This window comes from Streptomyces neyagawaensis, from assembly GCF_023516595.1.
Classification (GTDB): domain Bacteria; phylum Actinomycetota; class Actinomycetes; order Streptomycetales; family Streptomycetaceae; genus Streptomyces; species Streptomyces neyagawaensis.
In genome coordinates this window covers 47,601-69,366 of the sequence record NZ_JAMGBG010000117.1, presented here as the reverse complement: position 1 = coordinate 69,366, position 21,766 = coordinate 47,601, and the positions used below count along the sequence as shown (strand labels likewise).

Here is a 21,766-nt window from a genome sequence, read left to right as displayed (position 1 = left end):
AGCAGCGGCAGCAACTATCGGACATTCAGCTTGATTTTCTGACAACATCTCGCTTGTGCGCATCTTCCCGACGTACGATCCTTGCGATCGGGGGGATGCGCATGGCTGATTCCGTTCAGGCGCAGCTGGATCGACTGGTAGTGGGGCAGAATCGGGCGATCAGGGCGCTCAGTCGCCTTATCGACATGCACTTCGCATGGAACGACGCGCCCGACCCGCAACACCGCCCGCCCAACGCACTGATCATCGGCCCGACGGGCACCGGCAAGACGCACGCCATCCGTGTCGCAGCCGATGCCCTCGACATTCCCTGCGTGGTAGTGGACTCCACCCGACTTGTCGGCACCGGCAGTTCAGCCAGTCTCTCCCTTGAGGGGGTCTTGAGCCTGCTGGTGAAACGAGCCCGGTCGATGGAAGGGCCCGGCACTCCGGAGGATCGCGCGGCCCGCGGGATCATCTTCTTGGACGAGTTCGACAAGTTACGGTTCGGAAAGGCGACGGAGGACACCGCGGCAATACAGCGCCGGCTCCTCCAGTTCATCGAGAGTGACGGGCTGGACCTCGCTCCCGATGAGTTCGAGCACCCGCGCGTGCTCGACACACGCGGAATCCTGTTCATCGCGGCGGGCGCCTTCACCAACATCGACCGGTTTCGCGACATGCGGGAGGTCGGTCACGGCTGGGGTGATGTGATCAGGCCTGAGGATGTCCACCGCTACGGATTCATCGAGGAACTGACCGCCCGGCTGCCCGTCATCATCCGTTTCGACCCGCTGGACGTCGGGGCATTGTGGCAGATCCTCGAACAGGATGACGTCTCACCGCTGGTCTTCTACCGCGAGTACTTCCGTCGCCACGGATATCTGCTGGACATCGAACCCGCAGTGCTGTCCGCCATCGCCACAGCCGCCTGCCAGTCGAAGCTCGGAGCTCGGGGCCTGCACCAGGAGCTCTTCCCCGTATTGCACGACTTGGCGAATCACCTGATCCACACCGACGGGGGAACGGACCGCCTCGGTGGGCCGAGCCGCTTCCCCCTTTCCCTCGCGGTCTACCGGCAGCTGAAAAACGGAACCTACGACCACGCGCGGAACACCTACGACCCCACGCCTACCGACTGAGGGAGAGCATGCAGCCCGAACTCGAGCGCGCTTTGCGTGACCGCAACTACACCGGGGCATTCCTGGAACAGCTGACCTGGGAGGACTTCTGCACGGGTTTCGCGGAATCCGTACAAAACATACGGAAGTTCACCTTCCAGGCAGTGTTCTCCGGCGTGGGCCGCTGGTCGCGACTCATCGATGCGAGCCGCGTCGCGCTTCGTTTGCATGGAGCCATCGAGGAAGCTCTCATCAAAGCGAAGTTCGCCAACCTTCCCGCCCTGGAAACCGCGATCGACGACGAGCGGTTGCTCTTCCAGTTCCTCGACACGGACTACGCCTTCAATCTTACCTTCTATGGCAACGGGCGGGTGCAGCTCACCCGTCCGGGTTCGACGCTGCGCACGTTCCACCGCTGGTACACGCGCCTCATGCCGACCCTGCCGGATATCCTCCGCAAGGCGATAGCAGCCCTTGACGCCGAGCTGCACCGAGCCCTCGAGGGTGAGCAGAGCAGTGGGATCGCGCCGGACGAGATCACCAAACGGGTGAAACTCCTGACCGCGGACTTCACCTTCGACGTCGTCTGCCACAACTTCCGCCGCCACCGGTTCAACGACCGCGCGCGCAACCTCGACGTCATGATGGAGAACATCGCGATCCGGCTGCCCGACGCCGGAGGCCGGATCGAGCGCAGCACCAACGGGGCCCCGCAGGGCGACTACCACGACTTCGGGCGCATGGACTATCGCGTCAGTCGCCGCCATCCGACCCAGTTGAGCGTGAGCGAGCACCTCCAGGTCATGGCTCCCGCGGCTTCCGACTGGAGCGGCCTGTTCTTCCAACTCGTGTACAGCGGCGAGCACTCAGGGGCCGACCAGCAGGGCACGCGCGTCTCACTGAACGCCCACCACTTCCTCCAGCCGGCGGCCGGTGCGGACGCGTACGTGTCGTTCTTCCGTGACATCGGCCTCGCGGGGTTCCTCGCGTCCGTCACCGAGGGATACGACTTCGACACGACCTCGGGCAGCCTGGCCTGAGGTCGGGGGAGAGGACTGGCGTCGCATGGACCATGAGTTCCGACAGCTCTTCACATCCCAGGACGACGACGGCGGCGGCCGTCGCGTGGCTCTCGGCGCCGACGAACGGGGCGTGTACCGCTGCGAGGACCGGCAGCCGCTCATCGTCTTCGGGCCGCAGAGGAGCGGCAAGACCACGGGCGTGGTCATCCCGGCCGTTCTCGAATGGTCGGGGCCGTGTCTGGTCACGTCCGTGCGCTTCGATGTCATCGCGGCCACCTTGAGGCACCGCAGCAGCCTCGGCGAGGTGTTCATCTTCGATCCGGCAGGCTTGACCGAGTCCATCGGCAGGCGCTTCGCGCCCTACTGCGTCGGCTGGAGCCCTCTGGACTCCATCCGGGACTGGGACGACGCGGTACGCCAGGCGGAGAGCCTGACCAGCGGCACGGATTTCCGGACGATGCGAGGCGGCGACTTCTGGGCGAGTCACGCACGGTTGTTGCTCACTCCTCTGCTCTACGCCGCGGCACGGACCGAGGCCACCATGGGCGACGTCCTGGAATGGCTGAACCAGGGCCAGCCCGGCGACATGGTGACCCTGCTGATCGAGCGTCGGCAACGGTATGACAGGGACCCGCAGGCGGGCGGCTGGGAACGCTGCATCACCCGCCTGCTGGGCTACGACCAGTACCACCGCGACACCTACGCCAATATCTGCGCCACGGCGGCCGGCACCCTGGAAGTGTTCGCCCTGGAAGGTGTGAACCGACGCTGCGCGCAGACCAGGCGCCTGCCTCTGCAGACCTTCCTCGACGGCAGACCGCACACTCTGTTCCTGTGCGCTCCACCGCACCAGCAGAAGCAGTTCATGCCGCTCTTCACGGCTCTGGCACGGCAGACGGTCAGCGCGACGATCGACAGGAACGGTGTACCGGAGGAGGACGGACAGGCGATCATCCAGGTGCCGCTCATGCTGTGCCTGGACGAGGCGGGCAACATCGCGCGCCTCGACGACCTGGACACGTTCGCGACGACGGCGGCGGGCAGCGGCATCCAACTGATCTCCGTCTTCCACGACATGAGCCAACTCCGCGCCACGTACGGCGAGGACCGCGGCGCCCTCATCGTCAACAATCACCGGGGCAAACTCTTCCTCCCAGGCAACAGCGACCCGCGGACCGGTGATTTCCTGCACGAGTTGCTCCAGCAGTCGGACGTGCGCGGGCACAGCCATCGCGGCTGGCGGCGTTCCGATCTGCGGGAGATGCCGGCCGAAACCGTGCTGTGCTTGTACGGCGGTCTACCCGCCAAGCTCATGCAGCTCCGCCGTTGGAACAGCTCGCCCCGGTTACGCGATGCGGTGAAGGAAGCTCGGCGTGCATACCTCAGGAACCCTCCTCGTCCCGTGCCCGCGCAACAGTCGTCGACACCGCCCGATCCGGTGCCCGCTGCGTCGCTGGACGAGTTGGAGTACCTTCGTGACTTCGTCATCGAGGCCGTGAACACGCACCAACTCGGCACCCAGATCCTGCCCTGCTGGTTCGCGCACCGTCCGGCCGTCGACATCCTGTTGAAGCTGCTCGACGAAACCGACGGCGAGCCGATCGGGTCAGAGGATCTACGGCAGGCCGCCCGGCAAGTCCAACAGGTGCTTCTGCCGTGTCGGGCCGCTCATGTCGCTGAGGCACCACTCGTTGTCCGTCGCTCCGCCAGCGCAGCTCACCGCAAGCTGTTGGATCAGGGGATCCGAACGCTACGGCTTCGCAACGGCGACGGAGGCCGGTCGGGGTAGGAACGTTCTCGACGCGCGACGGCGTCGTGCGAGATGTCGGGAGCCACCAGTCTCACCCCGTCCTGGACCTCCACGAACAGCCGCAAGGTCCCCTCCCAGCTGTGCCGGTCCCGCACGGCGCCGCTCAGATCCTCGGCGATCACCTCGATGTCGCATTCCCATGAACCGTCAGCCAGCTTCCAGTCCGCAACCGTGCCCTGCCTCTCGAACGTGAGGGAGGTCCTTGCACCCGGCAGCACGCGCCGCCCGTGCGGACACCCCGGGTCGGCCATGTCCCGACGGGTGACGATGACGGGTTCCGGTCCCCAGTTCTTCACCAGCCAGAGGGTTCTCACCCGTACCCGCTGGCCGTCGGCGACGACGGCCCCGGGCTGCAGGTGGTTGCCCTGGTCGTCCTTCTCCAGGGCGGCGTCCCAGCTGTCGAAGGAGACGCTGACACGTGGACCCGTCTGGTCCAGACGGGCTCGCACCGCCTCTTCGTAGACCTGCTCCGCGTGGGTGTACTCCCTGCGCATCTGGGCGATCTGTTCCTGACCTGCCTTGAAGACGGCCCAGGTGAAGATGACGAAGGCCACGTTGGCCGCAGCCACCACCGTGTTGACCAGATTCCCGGCCAGGCTCCCCTCCCGCCACGCCAGTACGGCCGCGGTGAGCAGGCCCAGGAAGAGAACGGCGAGGGCGGAGGCCCAGCGGGTGACTCTGCGCTGCCACAGATCGGGGTCGGCAGAACCGCCCCCAGGGCTCGAGGGGCCCGTCCCGGAACTCATTCAGCCATGGTGACCGCCCCACCGAACCCCGGCAAGAACGCCTACGGCCTCAGCGCGCGCAGCAGCAGGTCGGCCAGATGGTCGGCGACCTCCTGTGGGCCCATCGGGCCGTCCGGGCGGTACCACGTGGACAGGTGGTGGACGGAGCCGAAGTGGTAGTCGACGACCAGGTCCGCGGGGGTGGCCTTGGAGAAGACGCCCGACTCCTGGCCCTCCTCGATCAGCGCGCGGAAGCGCTCGTGGTAGCGGCGGCGCTCGGCGCGGACCTGCTTGTTCTTCTCGGGGCTCAGGTGGTGCATCGAGCGGAAGAAGATCATCGCGTCGTCGAGGTTGTCGATGGTGGTGACGACGACGTCGGCGGCGGCGCCCCGCAGCCGCTCCTCCACCGGCGCGTCGGCGCCCGCGAACGCGTCGAGCCGCTCCTGCTGGATCCGCAGCACGCGCGCGTACACCTCGTGCAGCAGGTCGTCCTTGGAACCGAAGTAGTGGTACAGCGCGCCCTTGGTGACGCCCGCCGCCTCGACGATCTCCTGCACGGACGTGCGGTCGTAGCCGCGCTCGGCGAAGAGCCGGGTGGCGGCGGCCAGCAGCCGCTGCGGGACGGGGGTACCGTCTCCGTCCGTCGTCCTGGGCACTTCCGCCACCTGCCTTTCGGAGTTCTGTCGTCGCCTACTGGTCGTCCCACGGCCGTCGAACGGTTCCCGGCCGGCCGGAATGGCCGGAAGGGGACGATCCCGTCGAAGGATCATCCCACTCCCGGCGCCCGGTCCGCCGGGCAGGTGGGTCAGCCCGCGGCTTCCCACTTCTGCTGGATGTGGTTCATGTTCGTCAGCCAGCGCTCCGGGTCGGTCGCCCGCGCCTGGTAGAAGTCGGCCACCTCGGGATGCGGCAGGATCAGGAAGCGGTCCTTCTCGATGCCGTCGAACAGCGCGTCGGCGACGTCCTCCGGTTCGATCGCGGTCGGCGCGAGCACGAGGTCGCCCGCGCTGCCGGACGCCGTCAGCATGTCGGTGCGCACCCCCTGGGGGCAGATCGCGTGCACCTTGAGGCCCCGGTGGCGGTAGGTGAGGGACAGCCACTCGGCGAAGGCGTACGCCCCGTGCTTGGTGACGCTGTAGGGGGCCGCGCCGATCATCGTGAGCAGCCCGGCCGCCGAGACCGTGGAGACGAAACGCCCGCTGCCGCGCTCCAGCCACTGCGGGAGCAGTGCGTGGGCCGCCCGGACGTGCGCCATCACGTTCACGTCCCAGGCGAGCGCCCACACCTTCTCGTCGGCGGCTTCCGTGCCGCCGCTGGCGAGCCCCGCGTTGGCGCAGTACACGTCGACCGTGCCGTCGAGTGCCTCGCGCGCCGGGGCGACGATCTCCGAGGCGTCCCCGGGCAGGGCGATCCCGCCGATCTCGTCGGCCACGGCCTTCGCCCGGTCCCCGTCGAGGTCGTTCACGACGACCCGGGCACCCTCCGCCGCGAACCGCCGGGCCAGCGCGGCTCCGATCCCGCCCCCGGCCCCCGTGACCACCACTCCCGCACCCTGCACGACACCCACTCCGGTCTCCTTACGCGAGGCTCACGACCATGATGAACGGCTCATCGTCCGCCATCAGACTAACCGGTCGGTATGTTGTGAGGAAGGGGTGCCTGGACACCGCCGTACCGACGCGCGGGGACACGCCCCGACCGGGGCGTGACGGGCGTACGGGGAAACGCGCGACCGGCCGTGACAGGCGCGCGGCGAAACGCCCGACCGGCCGTGACGGACGCGCGGGCTACAAACCGCCCGGGGAAGCGCTTAGCTTGCAGGGACGCCGCTTCCCCCACCCGCGCCCCGGAGGTCACCCCCATGCGCCTCTCCCGCCGCACCTTCCTCGCCGCCTCCACCGCCGCCGCGGCCACCACTGCCTGCGCCTCCCCCGGCGGTGCGCCGCCCTCCGGGGAGACGGCCTCCTCGCGGCTGCGCACCGGCTTCGAGCGCCTGGCGGCCGGCGGCTACCGGCTCCTCGACGGCCGGCGGATCGGCGTCGTCACCAACCCCACGGGGATCACCCGCGACGCCCGCCACATCGTCGACGTCATGCACGCCGACGACCGCGTGGACCTGACCGCGGTCTTCGGCCCCGAGCACGGCTTCCGGGGCACGGCCCAGGCCGGCGGCTCCGAGGGCCGCCACGACGACCCGGCGACGGGGCTGCCCGTGTACGACACGTACCAGAAGAGCGGCCGCGCCCTCGCGGACATCTTCACCGCCTCCGGGGTGGACACGGTCGTCTTCGACATCCAGGACGTGGGCGCCCGCTTCTACACCTACATCTGGACGTTGTACGACTGCATGGAGGCGGCCCGGCTCGCGGGGAAGCGCTTCGTCGTGCTCGACCGGCCCAACCCGGTGACCGGGCGGTCGGCGCAGGGGCCCGTCCTGCACAAGGAGTTCGCGACGTTCGTCGGGCGGCAGCCCGTCTCGCAGGCGCACGGGATGACGGTGGCGGAGCTGGCGCGGCTGTTCAACGGGGAGTTCCTGGAGGAGCCCGTACCGCTGGAGACGGTGCTGATGTCCGGGTGGAAGCGGTCGCGGTTCTACGACTCCTCGGGGCTGCCCTGGGTGCCGCCGAGCCCGAACATGCCGACCCCGGACACCGCGCTCGTGTACGCGGGGACGGGCCTCTTCGAGGGGACCAACCTCTCGGAGGGGCGGGGCACCACCCGCCCGTTCGAGCTGCTCGGCGCGGAGGGCATCGACCGGCGGTGGGCGGCCGCCGCGAACGACCTGGGGCTGCCGGGCGCCCACTTCCGGGAGGCGTACTTCACGCCCACGTTCTCCAAGTTCCAGGGGAAGACCGTCGGCGGCGTGCAGATCCACGTGCACGACCGGGCGGCGTACGACCCCGTGCGCACCGGGATCGGTCTGCTCGTCACCGCGAAGAAGGTGTGGAGCGGCTTCGCCTGGCGTCCGGACAACTGGATCGACAAGCTCACCGGGTCGACTCGGGTGCGCACGATGATCGACGCCGGGGCGGACACCGACGAGGTCGTGGCCGGCTGGCAGGAGGAGCTCAGGGCGTTCCGGAAGGTGCGCGAGGAGTATCTGCTCTACCGGTGACCCGCCCGGGACGCCGGGCCGCACCTGGGCCCTGATGTCACCGTCCCCGATATCCGCGTCCCCGACGTCCACGTCCCGATGTCCCGTCCCGAGGTCCGCGCGAAAGAGCCGTACGTGACGTATGGCCATCCTTCGCCGTTGGCAGGACCATGCGCCTGAGCGCACCAACGCGGTCGAAGGGGGCTCGTCATGGCGGCTTCGGACATGAGCGTGGCGCCCTACTGGGAAGTGACCTTCGACGCGGACGGTGACGTCGACACGGGTCAGCGGGACCGGCTGCTCGACGGGGTGGTGCGGCGCGGGGTGGTGGACCTGGTGGTCTTCGCCCACGGTTGGAACAGCGACCGTTCCGGGGCCACGGGCCTGTACAGCAGGTTCTTCGCCCCGTTCCCGGCGCTCGCCCCGTCGGCCCGGCTCGGTTATGTCGGGGTGCTGTGGCCGTCGATGCGGTTCTCGGACGAGCCGATCCCGGACTACCGGCCGGTGCCGGCCCTGGGTCCCGCCCGTCCCGCGCTCGACAAGCGCACCCGGCACGCGCTCCTGGAGGTGTTCCCGGGCCGGGCCACGCTCGTGGAGCAGCTGGCGCGGCTGTTGGAGCAACGGCCGGACGAGAGCGCCTCGTTGGAGGAGTTCGGCAGGCTCGCACGGCTGCTGGTGGAGGTGCCGCCGCAGGGGCCGCAGGGCGCGTTCACGGCGGACACGCTGGCCGAGGGGGTGCCCGAGGGCACGCCCGGGATGCTGTGCGGGGAGACGGCGGGGGTGTGCGCGGAGTTCGCCGCGGCGCTGGCGGAGGTCGCGGCGGCAGCCGACGCGGTGGCCGGAGCGTCCTTGGCCGCGTCCGCCACCGGGCCCTCGGCCGTCATGACCGGTGCCGCCGCCCCGGGGCCGCAGGTCTGGGACGGCGCCCACGAACTGCTGCGGCAGGCCACGTACTTCGCGATGAAGCGGCGGGCCGGGACGGTCGGGGAGCGAGGGCTCGGGCGGCTGCTCGGGCAACTGGCCGAGCGGGCGCCGGACGTCCGGGTCCATCTCGTGGGGCACAGCTTCGGCGCGCGCCTGGTGTCGTTCGCGCTGCGGGGGCTGCCGCGCGGGGTGCGCACGGTGAAGTCGGCGACGCTGCTTCAGGCGGCGTTCTCGCACTACGCGTTCGCGGCGCGGCTGCCGCACGACCCCCGGGCGAGCGGAGTGCTGAACGGGCAGCAGAAGCGGGTCGACGGCCCCCTGGTGTGCTGCCACTCCCGGCACGACTCGGCGCTCGGCACGATCTATCCGCTGGCGTCCCGGATGGCGGGCGACGCGCGGACGGTGCGGGGCCTGAGCGTGAACAGTCTGCTGGGCGCGAAGTGGGGCGCGCTCGGCTACGACGGGATCAAGGCGGTGAAGGGCACCCTCTCGTTCCCGCTGTCCGCCGCGCTCGCCGGACGGCTGCCGGCGTCCGGGTGTGTGAACGTCGACGCGTCGGCGGTCGTCCGGCGCGGTGGTGCGCCGTCCGGCGCGCACAGCGACATCTGTCACCAGGAGCTGGCGCGGATCGTGCTGGCGGCGGGCCGGGTCGTCTGACCGGCCCGCCGCCGCACGGGAGTCACCCGCCGCCGGTGGTCACCGGTGCGAGGTGAACTCCACGACCTGCTGGAAGGTCGGCCGGTTCTGCCAGCTGATCTTGCCGTGCTTGATGCCTCCCAGGGTCCGGTGGATGATCGCGTCGGCGCACCACTGGTCGCCCGCCGAGCAGGACTCGTCCCCGGGGTAGACCTGGGCGGCGGTCTTGCCGGCCGCCTCCTTGAGGGTGTTGATCAGAAGGGTGCGGCAGGCGCTGAGGGTGCCGTCGCCGCAGTACTTCCGGCCGAGCGGTCCCTGCACCGACTCGCCGAGAACCGCGCGCATGTCCTTGTCGACGTAGCTCCACCAGCCGTACTGGAAGGAGCTGCCGGCGTGGGAGCCGGTCGGGCCGTGCGCGGCCGACGGGGACTCGTCGACGGGGAGGTTGGCGGTCATCGCGTTGTACAGCTTCGTGCCGAGGCCGGGTTCGAACTCGGCCTTCACCAGCAGCGGCCACCAGGCGTCCAGGATGCGGATCGCGTCGGCGTCGGCGTAGGTCTTCGAACCGGCGGAGGTCTCCGTGCGCTTCGAGCCGGAGGCGACCCAGTTCTGGAGCTTGGTGACGGCCGCCGCGGCGGCGGAGTCGGTGACCGGGCTGCTGTTGACGACCTTCAGCAGGTCGGGGACGACGTCCTCGGCGCGCAGGTCGACGAGGGCCGCCTCGGCCATGGCCTTGGTCAGGGAGGCGCGGGTGACCCCGCCGGCCGCGACGAGCCGCTTGACCCGGTCGTCGAGGATGTTGCCGCGGTGCACGGAGCCATTGCCCCAGGGGGCGGAGGGGTAGTCCTTGGCCTGCTTGTTGTTCCAGGAGATGTAGTAGTCCTGGTCGATGGAGTTGGGGTGCTCGGAGGGCGGGGTGTAGTCGGCGACGTTGGTGGCCGAGTTCCAGTCGCGCCACTCGTACGGGGCCCGCGCCCACGCGGGGAACTCGGCGTCGACGCCCGCGGCGCGCACCGGGTTGTCGCCGCTGTTGTAGTACGCGGTGTGCTGGGAGTCGGCGTAGAACCAGTTGAAGGTGTAGTTGATGTTCTGGACGGCCTTCTGGAAGGTCTCGGGGCCCTTCACGTAGTCGGGGTCGTTCAGCATCTGGAAGCCGATGATCGACTCGGCCTCGTTCATGTACGAGGAGCGCAGGGTGGTGTAGGCGACCTTCTTGCCGCCGACCGTGGCGCGATGGGTGACCGGGCCGTACTTGGTGCGCCAGACCTGCATGCGGTACGAGCCGGCCGGGGTGGAGTCGGCGGTGGTGGGCTTCCAGGCGTTGGTCTGCTCGACCTTCTCCATCGGGGTGCAGGTGCCGTGGTACAGGTAGTGGACGTCGTCCTGGCACAGCTCGACGGCGTACGCGTCGATGATGTCCTGGCCGGAGGTGGTGGCGCTCCAGGCGTAGTCCTGGCCGCGACCGAGTTCGACGTACATGCTCAGGCCGGCGAAGGAGGCGCCGCGGGCGCTGAGGCCGGGGCCCTGGATCTCCTGGAGCATCAGCAGCTGCGGGGCGAAGTAGCCGGTCTGGGGGCCGAAGACGGCGATGGGGTGGCCGCTCGCGGTGTGCTTGCCGCCGACGACGAGGGCGTTGGACATTCCGCGCCGGGCGGAGCTGAGGGCGCTGTCGGTGGCCTTGGACGAGACGCTCTTGGAGGCGGTGCCGGCCGCGCTTCCGGTGCGGTCGTACACCAGGGGTTCTTCGGTGACGGCGCCGTTGTCGGGCAGGGCCATGCCCTGCGGGTCGGCCGGCTTGGTGGCGTAGGGGAAGCTGCCGTCGTGGACGGTCAGGCCCGCCTCGGGGTCGTTGCGCTCGCGGAAGGACTCCCAGACCTTGGTGCCCTCGGTGACGCCGTACTTCTCCTGGGCGGCGAGCAGGGACAGGGCGTTGTTGACCTCGCCGCCGCCGCCCGAGCCGAAGAGGGCGCCGATGACGGAGGCCAGGGCGACCAGGTCGGTGGGCTTGAACTTCTCTATGGTGCCGGCGTTGGTGATGGAGTCCTTGTGGCCGGTCAGGACGTACTCGCCGGGGAAGTAGCGGCCGCTGTCGGAGGCGTCGATGTAGGCGTTGATGCCGTCGATGTAGGCGTTGACGTCGCCGAGGGCCTGGCGGCCGCGGTCGCCGTTGGTGGCGACGGCCTTGTCGATCTGGGCCTGCAGATCGGCCTCGGTGTAGGGCGCGTGCCGCCAGAACTCCTGTTCAAGGCCCTGGTTGGAGGGGGCGCCACCGGCGAACGGGGTGAGCTTGCCACGGCCTACGTGCCGGAAGACGTCCATCAGCCACAGCCGGTCCTGGGCGGCGGCGTAACCGGCGCCGAACTCGGTGCCGTAGCGGGTGGTGCCCGTGATGTGCGGCACACCGGTCTTCTTGTCGCGGACGATCGTGACGTCGGTGCGTCCGGCGGGCTTCAGGGTGGAGGCGACCTGGTCGGAGGCGACGCCGAAGGACGCGTCGTTGAAGAAGGTGTTGATCGTGGCGTTGGTGAGCCCGGTGTGCCCCTTGGCGAGGTTGTTGTAGGGCCCGAGCTGGTTGCTCGCGTTCTCCGGCATGCTGCCGAACGCCTGGTTGAGCAGGATCTGGGCGAGGGTGGCGTTGCCGTTCTGGCCCGGCGGCAGGATGTCCGAGCACTGGCCACCGCAGTAGTCGTTCGCGGCGGCCGCCGCGGCTTTGGTGGCTGCGGTCGGTGCGGCTTTGGTGTCGGCGGTCGCTGCCTGGGCAGCCGGGGAAAGAGGGGACAAAAGACCGGCAACGAGTGCGCATACGGAGGCGGCCTTGAGGAACTCCGGGATTCGACGGGGAGTTCTCACTCCGTCCGGTGCGGTGCGTGAGATGCGTGGGGTGTGCCAGGGCATGGCAGCTCCTCCCGAAGGGGGGTGGGGCCGGATGTTACCGCCGGTATCCCCTGCTTCGAAAGTGAACATGCGTCATCTTTTCGAAGCCGCCCACGGCCGCACAGATGACCGACAGCATGAACAGGCACTCAGAAGGAGTCGTAAGCAGGAAGAAGAAGTCAACAACGGTCAGACACAGACAGGAACGGTCCATGAACGGCTCAGTAGACGACTTATGGGGGTCATCGGAAATCGGATGGAGCCGAATCGCGTGTCGATACGTCTATTCGGCGACGTCGCGCGACGTTCCGAGGACGACGCCGAAGTGACCGAAGTACAGGTGCAGGTGTGACGGAGGTGCAGGGCGATGGCCGGTTTCCGGAGTCTGGCAAGACAGGTGCGCGATCCACGGTGTGATCTGGCACTGCGGCGTTATTCGCTGCGCAAGTGCCTGGAGAGGTTTGCCCCTTACGGGCATCGGGCGACCTGGGACCACTTGTGCTCCCGGGCCGGGTTCGGTCCCGAGGACCGCAACCCCGATCCAGCGCGGCTCGTGGCCGCACTGGACGAGTTGGAGGAGGCCCGCTCCGTCTGGCTCGACTACGAAGTGCAGTTCGCGCAGCGCCGCAAGAAGGAGAAGCACGACGGGCTGCGCAGGCCGGGCAGTGTCGACGACTGGCACCGGCTGACCTGGGGCGGGTTCGGCGTCGCCTGGTGCGACGACCCGAAGGTCCACCCCGACGAACCCCTCGCGGAGGTGCTGCGCCGGCTGATCGCCGCGCTGGAGCGCGAACCGGGCTCGACCTGCCCGGTGTGCGACGGCGAGCGCCTCGTCTGGAAGTACGACCTGGCCCATGAACCGTCCGCGGGCCCGGTCTGCACGGAGTGCGGAATCGTGGTGCCGCGTCCGGTACTGACACCCGAGGCCCTGGCCGGCACCAGGCGCGTTCGGATGCTGGTGTCGGCGTAGCACGGCGGGGGTGCGCCGGGGATGCCGCACCCCCGTGCCTGTACGGCGTGACGCCCACCATGTCCGGGCCTCCCGCCGAGAACCCCGGCCCCCGCGGGCCGGTGCCGTCGGCTAAGGCTCCTCGACATCGGTGTGGATGGCGAGCTTGAACTCGGCGAGGGTGAGCGGCGTGGAGCGTCTGGTGTCCCCCAGCCCACGCGCCGACACCTTCAGGCCGATCGGTGTGCCCTTGCTCACGAACATCTGCCACAGATACGTGCGGAACTGCCCGCCCCGGGTGAGCGCGCTGTCGGTGGTGGCCGTGGAGTCGTATCTCCTGTCGGTCATGTCGAGCGGGTCGCGCACGAAGCGGGCCCGGTACTCCAGCGTCTTCGGGTCCGCCTCCCAGAACACCATCGCGGAGAGCACCCCCCAGCCGTCGTGGCTGGGCCAGATCAGCCCGGAACGCGGGTCGGGGAACTCCGACGGGGTGTCACCGCCGTTGGCCGGATCGTGCATGTTCCACGGGTCGTACGACTCCTCCGACACGCCGTAGGGGAAGCGCACCAGGTGGTACCCGTCCGGGTCGTAGCTGATCCGCTGCGCCCCCGAGCGCGCGCTCTCCCACTTCAGCGAACATATGACGACGCTCATCGACGTTCCTCTTCGTACCGGGCCCGGCGCTCCGGGGCGCGTGACCTTATCAGCAGCAAATTATGTCGCTCCACCCCTTTCCCGTAAGGACAGTTGGGGTCGATGAAACCGAGCTGAGCTCCCGAGGAGTGCCCGATGTCGACCCTGCGTGTCACCGCCGAAGTGCTGACGATCCATGAACACCCCAACGCCGACGCCCTGGAGCTGGCCCAGGTGGGCCTGTACCGCGCCGTCGTGGCGAAGGGCGCCTTCCGCACCGGTGACACCGCTGTCTACATCCCGGAGCAGTCCGTGCTGCCGGCCGGTCTGATCGAGGAGCTGGGGCTCACCGGACGGCTGGCCGGCTCCGGGGCGGACCGGGTGAAGGCCGTACGGCTGCGGGGCGAGCTGTCGCAGGGCATCGTGTGCCGGCCGAAGGCGCTGGCCGACGTGGACCTGACGGCGGCGGTCGCCGAGGGCACCGACTTCGCGGAGCGGCTCGGCATCGTCAAGTGGGTGCCGCCGATCCCGCCCACGATGAGCGGCGAGGTCGAGACCGCGCCGGATCTGCTGCCCTGGGTCGACATCGAGAACATCCAGCGCTACCCGGACATCTTCACGCCCGGCGAACCGGTGGTCCTCACCGAGAAGCTGCACGGCTCGGCCTGCCTGATGACGTATCTCGCCGAGGACGGCCGCGTCCAGGTCTCCTCGAAGGGCTTCGGCGCCAAGTCCCTCGCGCTGAAGGAGGATCCGCGCAACCTGTACTGGCGCGCCGTCCACGGCCACGGGGTCCCGGAGGTCGCGGCCCGGCTCGCCCGGCGGCTCGGCGCGCGCCGGGTCGGCGTCTTCGGCGAGGTGTACGGCGCCGGGGTGCAGGACCTGACGTACGGCGCCGACGGCCGCCGCGAGAGCCTCGGCTACGCCGTGTTCGACGTCTCCGCGGAGATCGACGGCCGGGTCCGCTGGCTGGACACCGCGGAGCTGACCGACCTGCTCGACGGTGAACTGCCCCTCGTACCCCGGCTGTACGAGGGCCCGTACGCCGTCGACCGGGTCCTGGAGGTCGCCACAGGACGGGAGACCGTCTCCGGGCGGGAGATGCATCTGCGCGAGGGCGTGGTCATCCGGCCGGCCGTCGAGCGGTACAGCCCGGTGACGGGCGGACGGGCCATCGCGAAGGCGGTCAGCCCGGCGTATCTGACCCGCAAGGGCGGCACCGAGTACGAGTGAGGGCCCCACGGGATCTTCGGGGGACCCGTGGGCGCGGGGCCCGGGAACGGCCGCTCGGCGGTCGCTCCCGGGCCCTCGACGGTCCGGCGGACGCGTGGGCCGCTATTCGGCCGTCGTGCCGCTCGGCGGCTCGGCCGCCCGGGCGGTCCGGTGCTCCACCATGAGGCGGGAGCCGGTCTGCCGTTCGCCGAAGACGTCGTCGGGGTTGGACAGCACACAGGTGGCCAGGGACAGACAGCCGCAGCCGATGCAGTCGGTGAGGTGGTCGCGGAGCCGGTTGAGCTGCTTGATCCGCTCGTCGAGCTCGGAGCGCCATGCCTCGGACAGACGCGCCCAGTCCTCCCGGGTGGGCGTGCGCTCCTCGGGCAGCTCGGCCAGCGCCTCACGGATCGTGGCGAGGGGGATGCCGACCCGCTGCGCTGCCCGGACGAAGGCGACGCGGCGCAGGGTGTCCCGGCTGTAGCGGCGTTGGTTGCCCGCGGTGCGGCGGCTGCTGATCAGCCCCTTGGACTCGTAGAAGTGCAGGGCCGAGACGGCGGCACCGCTACGGGCGGACAGCTGGCCGACGGTCAACTCGTGGATCTTCTCAGGAATCTGGGGCACCCCTCCGAGCCTACCCACCCGGGGAGGTGCCGCCGTCCGTTGACAGGAGCCGCCCACCCGACCATGCTAAGCAGTTGCTTAGGCATATGGGACAGGGTTGACGCGGATGCGGTGGCATCCGGGATGCGGGAGGCCGGGACATGGCAGAGCCGAGGATCTTCACGTCCGCCGAGGAGCTGAAGGCGGCGGTGGGCGAGCAGCTGGGGTACAGCGACTGGCTGGAGGTCGACCAGAAGCGGATCGATCTGTTCGCGGAGGCCACCGGCGACCACCAGTGGATCCATGTCGACCCGGAGAAGGCCGCCGCGGGGCCCTTCGGCACGACCATCGCCCACGGCTATCTGACGCTGTCCCTGCTGCCGTTGTTCGTGCCCCAGGTGCTCAAGGTCGACAACGTGAAGATGGGCGTCAACTACGGCACCAACAAGGTGCGCTTCCCCGCGCCCGTCCCCGTGGGCTCCCGCCTGCGGGCGACGGCGACGCTCCAGGACGTCACGGAGGTCGGCGGCGGTGTGCAGGTGACCGCCGCGGTGGTCGTGGAGCGCGAGGGCGGGGACAAGCCGGTGTGCGTGGCGGAGTCCGTGTCGCGCTACTACTTCTGAGCCGGCACCGGGGCGCTGCCGTGTCGGTGACGGGCCCTTGGCGAGCCGGTGACGGGGCCTTGCCGAGCCGGTGACGTGCCCTTGGCGAGCCGGTACCCGTGGCGCGGCGGAGGTGAGGTCCGCCGCGCCACGGGTACCGCTGTTCGCACCGGTCGGGCGTCGCCCGCCGGGGCGGACCGCCGTCACCGGGCTCAGGGAGCCACGGCGCGTCCGGTCTGGGGCGAGATCCGCCCGGCGCACAGACCGCGAGCGGCCAGCGTCTGCGCGATGCGCGGGATCGCCGCACGCGTGTTCGCGGGCCCGTCGTGCATGAGGATGACCTGCCCGTTGGTGAGCCGGCCGACGGACTGCACGATCGCGTCCGTGCTCGCGTTGTTCCAGTCCTGCGAGTCGACGTTCCACAGGATCTCGGTCAGGCCGCGCCCGGCCGCGACGGACTTCACCGTCGCGTTGGTGTCCCCGTACGGCGGCCGGAACAACTGCGGAGTGCCGCCGCCCGCGTTCGCGACGGCCTGCTGGGTGCGGGCGATCTCCGAGTCGATCTGCGCCGTGGAGAGCCGGGTCAGATACGGGTGCGTGTAGCTGTGGTTGGCCACCCACATCCCGGCGGCGACCTGGGCGCGGACCTGGGCCGGGTTCGCTGCCGCGTTCTGGCCCGTGTTGAACATGGTGGCCCGCAGCCCGTTCTGGCGCAGCGAGTTGAGCAGCGCCGAGGTGTTGCCGGTCGGGCCGTCGTCGAAGGTGAGTCCGACGTACCCGTTGCAGGCGGCGGCCCCGGCGGCCCCCGCCGGTGCGGCGGTGCCGGCGGTGAGGGCGCCCACGGCGGCCATCACGACGGCGGCCGGGAGCGCCACCAGGGAACGCGAGGACCGGTGTCGGGAGGGCCGCGCCGACGGACGTGCCGACGACCGGGCCGGGAACGGAACGGTCATCGTCAACCGCCGACCGTGATACTGGAGTTGCCGCTGCTCTGGTAGCCCTCCGTCGCCAGAATCATGTAGTAGCGGAAGTTGCCCAGGGGCATTCCGGCGCGGCCCCAGGCGTCGAAGTGGTTGCCGGTGGTGATGCTGCCGCCGGTCCGCCTCTGCTGACGGACGCTCCAGTACTGGTCGAAGGTGCGGTTGCCCTCGACGGAGGGTGCGTTGTACCGGGTCGTCCGGTAGATGTCGTACGTGCCGCCGTCGCTGTTGACCGTGCCCCGGTAGGTCCCCGTGGGCCGGTAGGTGCCCCAGTTGTCGACGATGTAGTACTCGACGAGCGGGTTCGACGTCCAGCCGTAGAGACACAGGTACGCGTTGCCCGACGGGTTGAAGCTGCCCGAGTAGGTCACCGTCCTGCGGGAGCCGTTGCTCCAGCCCTTGCCGCAGACGAAGTTGCCGGTGTTGCGCCAGGAGGTCCGGTAGGCGCCCCCGTTGGCCAACGTCATGGAGACGGACCCCGGGGAGTCGGTCCAGAACGAGTAGTAGAAGCCGCTGTTCGTACCGGTCTGGTTGCTGGTGACGACCGTGTCGGCGTGGGCGGTGCCGGGCAGTGTGAGCGTGGTCGCGGCGGCCAGCGCGGTGGCGCCGACGCCGCCGAGGAACAGCCTGCGGCTGGGGGTGCCGGGCACGGGTGCGGGTGCGTCGTTCATCTGGCGTGCTTCCTCCCTCTCGTGGGGCCCTGTCACGGGGGAGTGTTGAGCCGACCCTGTCAACTGTCAATGGTTTCGGCAACAGTTTCGAAACATTCGCCCGACGGAATTGACCGAGGAAATGTCGTACTACCTGCTCAGAAGCGGTTACCGCCACCCAGAAGAAATACCTCCCCCAAGAGCCCGGAAAGCGAAGATCAAAGGCCCCACCTCTACCCTTCGAATGTTTCGAAGATTGCACCGAACCATGCTGCCGGCCATCCGGGCGGAGCCCTGTGGGCCGACGCGCCGGACGCTGCGCATCCCGGGCGACTCCGAGGGGGCGTGGGGGTGTATCGGCTCCGCGTTGCTCGCCGGTACTACGACTGGACGCTCTTCAGAGCCTCGGCCAGCAGCGTGACCAACTCGTTGACGATCGGGGGGCGGACGCCGGGTCTGCTCACGGCAAGGACCTCACGGTGGAGCGGTGCGGCCTCGGGCGGAAGGACAACCCGTTCGACTCCGGGCTGGTCGCTCTCTCCGCTGATGAGAGTGGCCGGGATCAGACCCACCGCCAATCCGGCTCTGATCATGGCCAGCATGCTGTGCAGGTCCTCGGTTTCCAGCGTGACGTCGGGAGAGATCCCCAGTTCTCCGGCCCACCGATGCAGCAAACGCCGATCGGGACTGTGCGCATGGCCTGATGTCCACTCCATCTCAAGGCATTCCGCCAGTTCCAACGGGCGACGGCCCGGCCGTGGGCCCGTGACGAGGAACAGCGGCTCGTGCCCCAGAGAGGTGATGGTCCACTCACCAGAAGTGGTCGGTGGGTCCTCGGGCAGGTATCGGTAGGCAATGAGCACATCCAGGTCCCCCGATGTGACCTTGGGCAACCCTTCGTGTGTCTCCACGATGATGAGGCGGATGCGGTCGCCGCGGCCACGGAGCTTGAGAGCGGACAGAATCCCGGGGAACAGGTGGCTCATCGCGCTGGGGTAGGCCCCGACACGCAATTCGGCGATTTCACGGTTCGAGATGCCGTTGGCGGCGTCCTGGAATCGGGCAGTCGCCTCGAAGAGCGTCTCGGTCGCTCGGGTGAGGGAGCGGCCGGCCGCGGTCAGGATCAGTCGGCTGCCGGGGCGGCGGACGAGCAGCTCGATGCCCATGTCGCGCTCCAGCAGGGCGATGTGCTGGGACACCGCGGAGGGCACGTAGCCGAGGGCTGCCGCGGCTTCGGCCATGGAGCCACAGTTGACCACGGCCATGAAAGTGGACAGGAGCTTCAGATCGGGCTGGGGCTTCATGGATGGTGAACTTTCTCTTCTCGATCCATCGCTTTACGTGTTCTCCTGCCGGATGCCAGAGTCTAGGCAACCGGCAGGAAGAACGCGCCTCACCTGCGCTGCCGCCCACCGCCCCCAGCCGTCCGCATGACCGCTGCACTTCTGCGAAAGCCGAGGCCATGGCCATCGACCTGACCGCCCTCCGGGCCCACTTCCCCTCCCTCGACCACGGCCTCGCCTTCTTCGACGGCCCGGGTGGGACCCAGACCCCCCGCCCCGTCGCCGACGCCATCGCCGCGACGCTGACCGGCCCCCTTTCCAACCGGGGAGTTGTCAGCCCGTCCGAGCTCAATGCCGAGCGCGCCGTCGCGGAGTTCCGCGCCGCCTATGCCGACCTGCTCAATGTGCCCGCCGACGGTGTCGTCCACGGTCGCAGCGCCACCCAGCTCACGTACGACTTCTCCCGTCACCTGGCCAAGAGCTGGAAGACCGGCGACGAAATCGTCCTCAGCCGCCTGGATCACGACTGCAACGTCCGCCCCTGGATCCAGGCGGCCGAGCGCGCCGGCGTAACGGTCCGCTGGATCGAGATCGACAGCGAGACCGCGGAGCTCGACCTCGATTCGTTCGAGCGGGCGCTGTCGCCTCGGACGCGGCTCGTCGCGGTCACGGCGGCCTCGAACGTGCTGGGCACCAAGCCGCCCGTCCGCCGGATCGCCGACCTGGCGCACGCGGTCGGTGCCCTGGTGTACGTGGATGGGGTGCACTACGCCGCCCACCATCTGGTGGACGTGCCCGCCCTGGGCGCGGACCTGTTCGTCTGTTCCCCGTACAAGTTCCTCGGACCGCACTGCGGTGTGCTCGCGGGAGCGCCCGGACTCCTCGAAACCCTCCACCCGGACAAACTCCTGCCTTCCCCCGACACCGTGCCGGAACGCTTCGAGTTCGGCACACTGCCCTACGAGATCCTGGCGGGTGCCACCGCCGCCGTGGACTTCCTCGCCGCGATCGACCCGGGCACGCGGGCCACGCGCAGGGAGCAGCTCGCGCATTCACTGGGCTCCCTGCACGAACACGAGCAGATGCTGCGCACGAGGCTGGAAGAGGGTCTGCGCGCTCTGGGCGACGCCGTCACCCTGCACTCGAAGGCGGCCGACCGCACCCCGACCCTTCTGATGACCCTCGAAGGCCGCGACGCCCGCGAGGCCCAGGTACATCTGGCCGCACGCGACGTCCTGGCCCCCGCCGGGTCGTTCTACGCGTACGAGCCCTTCGCCGCCTTGAAGCTGGAGGACCCCGCCCTGCGGGTTGGCCTGGCGCCGTACAACACCGCCGACGACGTGGACAGGCTCCTCGACGGTCTTTCCTCTTTTCTCTGAAGCGCGTGCGGATCGCTGCCCCGCCACCAGGGCGGAGCCCGGGAAGGGCCCCGTCCTGGTGGCCGTCCAGGACGTCCGGTGCGGGTTGCGGCCGCGAAGGCGCGGATGCGGGCGACCTCCAGGGGAGCGGACGCGATCGTGACGTGCGGGGCGGGCCCTACTTCGTGGCGCGGACCATGCGCAGGACGAGGTCGGCGTAGAGGGCGCCCACCTCGTCGGGGGTGCGCGGGCCGTTGACGTTGAACCAGCGGGCCACGTCGATGCACAGGGAGAGGACGGCCACCGTGGTGCCCTTGACGTCGGGCACGTCGAAGTCGCCGGCGGCGACGCCGTCCTGGATGATCTGGCGGACCGCGGCGTCGTTCTGGCGGCGCAGGGCGACGATCTCGGCGCGGGCGTCGGGGCCCAGCGCGTCGAGTTCGTACTGCACGACACGGGCGACGGTGTGCTGCCCGGCGTGCCAGCGGACGAAGGAGCGGACGGCCTCGGCGAGGCGCTCGGCCGGGGTGCCCTCGGAGTCGGCGGCGGTGCGCAGGACGTCGAGGGCCTTCTCGTGGCCGATGCGGCTGATCCGGTGGAGCAGCTCTTCCTTGGTCTTGTAGTGGATGTAGAGCGCGGCCGGGCTCATGCCGGCGCGGCCCGCGATGTCACGGGTGGTCGTGGCGTGGTAGCCGCGCTCGGCGAAGGCCTCCACGGCGGCCACCAGCAGCCGTCGGGCCGCGTCCGGGCTGACCTCGCCCCACGGCTGCGGCTCGCCGCCGGCCGTCTCCTCCGCCGTACTCATCGATCGTTCGCCCCTTCCCTGGCTGGGCACCACCATACCGCCGAGGGTGAGCGAGCGCTTAGAGTGCCCGCTCAGCGGGGTGAGCGGGCGAGGGTGCGGCCGTGCGGGAGCGAGCGGCTGGGCACGCGTCACGCGTGGCGGTGAGGGGCGTCAGAGCTTCTCGAAGGGGTCGTGCTCGGCGAGGAGCTTCTCCAGCCTGGCCTGGTCGACCCGGCTGACGATCTGCCCGGCCTCCTGCCGGTCGCGGATCACCTTGGACAGGGTGAACGCCGAGGTCACGAGGTACAGGACCGCGATGGCGAGGAAGGCGCGGACCCAGACGTCGGCGTCCAGGTTGTAGATGCCGATGCCGGTGGCCGCCATGGCGACGGCGAACGACGCGACGGCCTGCCCGTAGAAGGCGGCCGTGTTCTGCTGCTTGACCGGTGTCTCACTCATGGGGACCAGGGTCGACGGATGTGGGGCGCGCCACATCCGTGCGGATACTCAGTCGGGAACGGCTCCCG

At 69.6% G+C, this 21,766-nt stretch carries 20 protein-coding genes; 9 read left to right on the top strand and 11 right to left on the bottom strand.

Going from position 1 to position 21,766, the window contains the following annotated elements:
• Window positions 1-101: 101 nt before the first annotated feature.
• From M8J73_RS34580 to M8J73_RS34570, 3 genes are read left to right on the top strand one after another with little or no spacing between them, the layout of a single operon-like run.
• The gene (locus tag M8J73_RS34580; protein ID WP_055540479.1) at window positions 102-1,121 is read left to right on the top strand and encodes an AAA family ATPase; all 1,020 of its coding nucleotides are present in this window, start codon (window positions 102-104) and stop codon (window positions 1,119-1,121) included.
• A gap of 8 nt (window positions 1,122-1,129) precedes the next feature.
• A complete protein-coding gene (locus M8J73_RS34575; RefSeq protein WP_055540478.1) occupies window positions 1,130-2,140 on the top strand; it encodes a hypothetical protein in 1,011 nt (336 codons plus the stop codon).
• Window positions 2,141-2,165: 25 nt separating this feature from the next.
• A complete protein-coding gene (locus M8J73_RS34570; protein ID WP_055540477.1) occupies window positions 2,166-3,911 on the top strand; it encodes a type IV secretory system conjugative DNA transfer family protein in 1,746 nt (581 codons plus the stop codon).
• Here the strand turns inward: M8J73_RS34570 and M8J73_RS34565 are convergent.
• From M8J73_RS34565 to M8J73_RS34555, 3 genes are all read right to left on the bottom strand, one after another.
• The gene (locus M8J73_RS34565; RefSeq protein WP_055540476.1) at window positions 3,857-4,678 is read right to left on the bottom strand and encodes a hypothetical protein; all 822 of its coding nucleotides are present in this window, start codon (window positions 4,676-4,678) and stop codon (window positions 3,857-3,859) included. The genes M8J73_RS34570 and M8J73_RS34565 overlap by 55 nt on opposite strands.
• A 41-nt stretch (window positions 4,679-4,719) precedes the next feature.
• Window positions 4,720-5,313, bottom strand: a complete 594-nt coding sequence (locus M8J73_RS34560; RefSeq protein WP_055521512.1) for a TetR/AcrR family transcriptional regulator — start codon at window positions 5,311-5,313, stop codon at window positions 4,720-4,722.
• Window positions 5,314-5,462: 149 nt separating this feature from the next.
• Window positions 5,463-6,224, bottom strand: coding sequence for an SDR family oxidoreductase (locus tag M8J73_RS34555; protein WP_249829489.1), 762 nt, complete (start codon window positions 6,222-6,224; stop codon window positions 5,463-5,465).
• Window positions 6,225-6,518: 294 nt separating this feature from the next.
• Between M8J73_RS34555 and M8J73_RS34550 the strand changes: the two genes are divergently transcribed.
• Complete coding sequence (locus tag M8J73_RS34550) at window positions 6,519-7,772, top strand: exo-beta-N-acetylmuramidase NamZ family protein (protein ID WP_249829488.1); 1,254 nt, start codon at window positions 6,519-6,521, stop codon at window positions 7,770-7,772.
• Between the two features lie 189 nt (window positions 7,773-7,961).
• The gene (locus M8J73_RS34545; RefSeq protein ID WP_055539887.1) at window positions 7,962-9,332 is read left to right on the top strand and encodes a hypothetical protein; all 1,371 of its coding nucleotides are present in this window, start codon (window positions 7,962-7,964) and stop codon (window positions 9,330-9,332) included.
• A gap of 39 nt (window positions 9,333-9,371) precedes the next feature.
• On the opposite strand, the gene M8J73_RS34540 is transcribed toward M8J73_RS34545, so the two are convergent.
• Window positions 9,372-12,206, bottom strand: coding sequence for a penicillin acylase family protein (locus M8J73_RS34540; RefSeq protein ID WP_079054961.1), 2,835 nt, complete (start codon window positions 12,204-12,206; stop codon window positions 9,372-9,374).
• Between the two features lie 346 nt (window positions 12,207-12,552).
• On the opposite strand from M8J73_RS34540, the gene M8J73_RS34535 reads away from it, so the two are divergent.
• Window positions 12,553-13,155: a hypothetical protein gene (locus tag M8J73_RS34535; RefSeq protein ID WP_055521508.1), complete on the top strand. Its 603-nt coding sequence runs from the start codon at window positions 12,553-12,555 to the stop codon at window positions 13,153-13,155.
• 111 nt (window positions 13,156-13,266) lie between these two features.
• Here the strand turns inward: M8J73_RS34535 and M8J73_RS34530 are convergent, their stop codons facing one another.
• Window positions 13,267-13,788 carry a hypothetical protein gene (locus tag M8J73_RS34530; RefSeq protein WP_055539885.1) on the bottom strand — a complete coding sequence of 174 codons (522 nt, stop codon included), beginning with the start codon at window positions 13,786-13,788 and terminating at the stop codon, window positions 13,267-13,269.
• Window positions 13,789-13,923: 135 nt separating this feature from the next.
• On the opposite strand from M8J73_RS34530, the gene M8J73_RS34525 reads away from it, so the two are divergent.
• A complete protein-coding gene (locus tag M8J73_RS34525; protein ID WP_249829487.1) occupies window positions 13,924-15,000 on the top strand; it encodes an RNA ligase (ATP) in 1,077 nt (358 codons plus the stop codon).
• 102 nt (window positions 15,001-15,102) lie between these two features.
• Here the strand turns inward: M8J73_RS34525 and soxR are convergent, their stop codons facing one another.
• Window positions 15,103-15,603, bottom strand: coding sequence for a redox-sensitive transcriptional activator SoxR (soxR, locus tag M8J73_RS34520; protein ID WP_055539883.1), 501 nt, complete (start codon window positions 15,601-15,603; stop codon window positions 15,103-15,105).
• Window positions 15,604-15,743: 140 nt separating this feature from the next.
• On the opposite strand from soxR, the gene M8J73_RS34515 reads away from it, so the two are divergent.
• The gene (locus tag M8J73_RS34515; protein WP_055539882.1) at window positions 15,744-16,205 is read left to right on the top strand and encodes a MaoC family dehydratase; all 462 of its coding nucleotides are present in this window, start codon (window positions 15,744-15,746) and stop codon (window positions 16,203-16,205) included.
• A gap of 191 nt (window positions 16,206-16,396) precedes the next feature.
• Here M8J73_RS34515 and M8J73_RS34510 read toward each other — a convergent pair whose 3' ends face one another.
• From M8J73_RS34510 to M8J73_RS34500, 3 genes are all read right to left on the bottom strand, one after another.
• Window positions 16,397-17,035, bottom strand: coding sequence for a polysaccharide deacetylase family protein (locus tag M8J73_RS34510; RefSeq protein ID WP_240501417.1), 639 nt, complete (start codon window positions 17,033-17,035; stop codon window positions 16,397-16,399).
• A gap of 104 nt (window positions 17,036-17,139) precedes the next feature.
• Window positions 17,140-17,835 (bottom strand): endo-1,4-beta-xylanase XynA, encoded by a 696-nt coding sequence (xynA, locus tag M8J73_RS34505; protein WP_055539881.1) that lies wholly within the window; start codon window positions 17,833-17,835, stop codon window positions 17,140-17,142.
• Between the two features lie 359 nt (window positions 17,836-18,194).
• The gene (locus M8J73_RS34500) at window positions 18,195-19,118 is read right to left on the bottom strand and encodes a LysR family transcriptional regulator (protein ID WP_055539880.1); all 924 of its coding nucleotides are present in this window, start codon (window positions 19,116-19,118) and stop codon (window positions 18,195-18,197) included.
• A gap of 158 nt (window positions 19,119-19,276) precedes the next feature.
• Between M8J73_RS34500 and M8J73_RS34495 the strand changes: the two genes are divergently transcribed.
• Window positions 19,277-20,476, top strand: coding sequence for a cysteine desulfurase-like protein (locus M8J73_RS34495; RefSeq protein ID WP_055539879.1), 1,200 nt, complete (start codon window positions 19,277-19,279; stop codon window positions 20,474-20,476).
• 157 nt (window positions 20,477-20,633) lie between these two features.
• Here the strand turns inward: M8J73_RS34495 and M8J73_RS34490 are convergent, their stop codons facing one another.
• Window positions 20,634-21,260, bottom strand: a complete 627-nt coding sequence (locus tag M8J73_RS34490; RefSeq protein ID WP_055539878.1) for a TetR/AcrR family transcriptional regulator — start codon at window positions 21,258-21,260, stop codon at window positions 20,634-20,636.
• 150 nt (window positions 21,261-21,410) lie between these two features.
• Window positions 21,411-21,698 (bottom strand): YiaA/YiaB family inner membrane protein, encoded by a 288-nt coding sequence (locus M8J73_RS34485; protein ID WP_055539889.1) that lies wholly within the window; start codon window positions 21,696-21,698, stop codon window positions 21,411-21,413.
• Window positions 21,699-21,766 lie beyond the last annotated feature (68 nt).

What these genes read in the sequence shown, in the direction of transcription:
- M8J73_RS34580 (WP_055540479.1), top strand. Translation starts at nt 102, where the DNA reads ATGGCTGATTCCGTTCAGGCGCAGCTGGATCGACTGGTAGTGGGGCAG.
- M8J73_RS34575 (WP_055540478.1), top strand. Translation starts at nt 1,130, where the DNA reads ATGCAGCCCGAACTCGAGCGCGCTTTGCGTGACCGCAACTACACCGGG.
- M8J73_RS34570 (WP_055540477.1), top strand. Translation starts at nt 2,166, where the DNA reads ATGGACCATGAGTTCCGACAGCTCTTCACATCCCAGGACGACGACGGC.
- M8J73_RS34565 (WP_055540476.1), bottom strand. Translation starts at nt 4,678, where the DNA reads ATGAGTTCCGGGACGGGCCCCTCGAGCCCTGGGGGCGGTTCTGCCGAC.
- M8J73_RS34550 (WP_249829488.1), top strand. Translation starts at nt 6,519, where the DNA reads ATGCGCCTCTCCCGCCGCACCTTCCTCGCCGCCTCCACCGCCGCCGCG.
- M8J73_RS34545 (WP_055539887.1), top strand. Translation starts at nt 7,962, where the DNA reads ATGGCGGCTTCGGACATGAGCGTGGCGCCCTACTGGGAAGTGACCTTC.
- M8J73_RS34540 (WP_079054961.1), bottom strand. Translation starts at nt 12,206, where the DNA reads ATGCCCTGGCACACCCCACGCATCTCACGCACCGCACCGGACGGAGTG.
- M8J73_RS34535 (WP_055521508.1), top strand. Translation starts at nt 12,553, where the DNA reads ATGGCCGGTTTCCGGAGTCTGGCAAGACAGGTGCGCGATCCACGGTGT.
- M8J73_RS34530 (WP_055539885.1), bottom strand. Translation starts at nt 13,788, where the DNA reads ATGAGCGTCGTCATATGTTCGCTGAAGTGGGAGAGCGCGCGCTCGGGG.
- M8J73_RS34525 (WP_249829487.1), top strand. Translation starts at nt 13,924, where the DNA reads ATGTCGACCCTGCGTGTCACCGCCGAAGTGCTGACGATCCATGAACAC.
- M8J73_RS34515 (WP_055539882.1), top strand. Translation starts at nt 15,744, where the DNA reads ATGGCAGAGCCGAGGATCTTCACGTCCGCCGAGGAGCTGAAGGCGGCG.
- M8J73_RS34510 (WP_240501417.1), bottom strand. Translation starts at nt 17,035, where the DNA reads ATGGCCGCCGTGGGCGCCCTCACCGCCGGCACCGCCGCACCGGCGGGG.
- xynA (WP_055539881.1), bottom strand. Translation starts at nt 17,835, where the DNA reads ATGAACGACGCACCCGCACCCGTGCCCGGCACCCCCAGCCGCAGGCTG.
- M8J73_RS34500 (WP_055539880.1), bottom strand. Translation starts at nt 19,118, where the DNA reads ATGAAGCCCCAGCCCGATCTGAAGCTCCTGTCCACTTTCATGGCCGTG.
- M8J73_RS34495 (WP_055539879.1), top strand. Translation starts at nt 19,277, where the DNA reads ATGGCCATCGACCTGACCGCCCTCCGGGCCCACTTCCCCTCCCTCGAC.
- M8J73_RS34490 (WP_055539878.1), bottom strand. Translation starts at nt 21,260, where the DNA reads ATGAGTACGGCGGAGGAGACGGCCGGCGGCGAGCCGCAGCCGTGGGGC.
- M8J73_RS34485 (WP_055539889.1), bottom strand. Translation starts at nt 21,698, where the DNA reads ATGAGTGAGACACCGGTCAAGCAGCAGAACACGGCCGCCTTCTACGGG.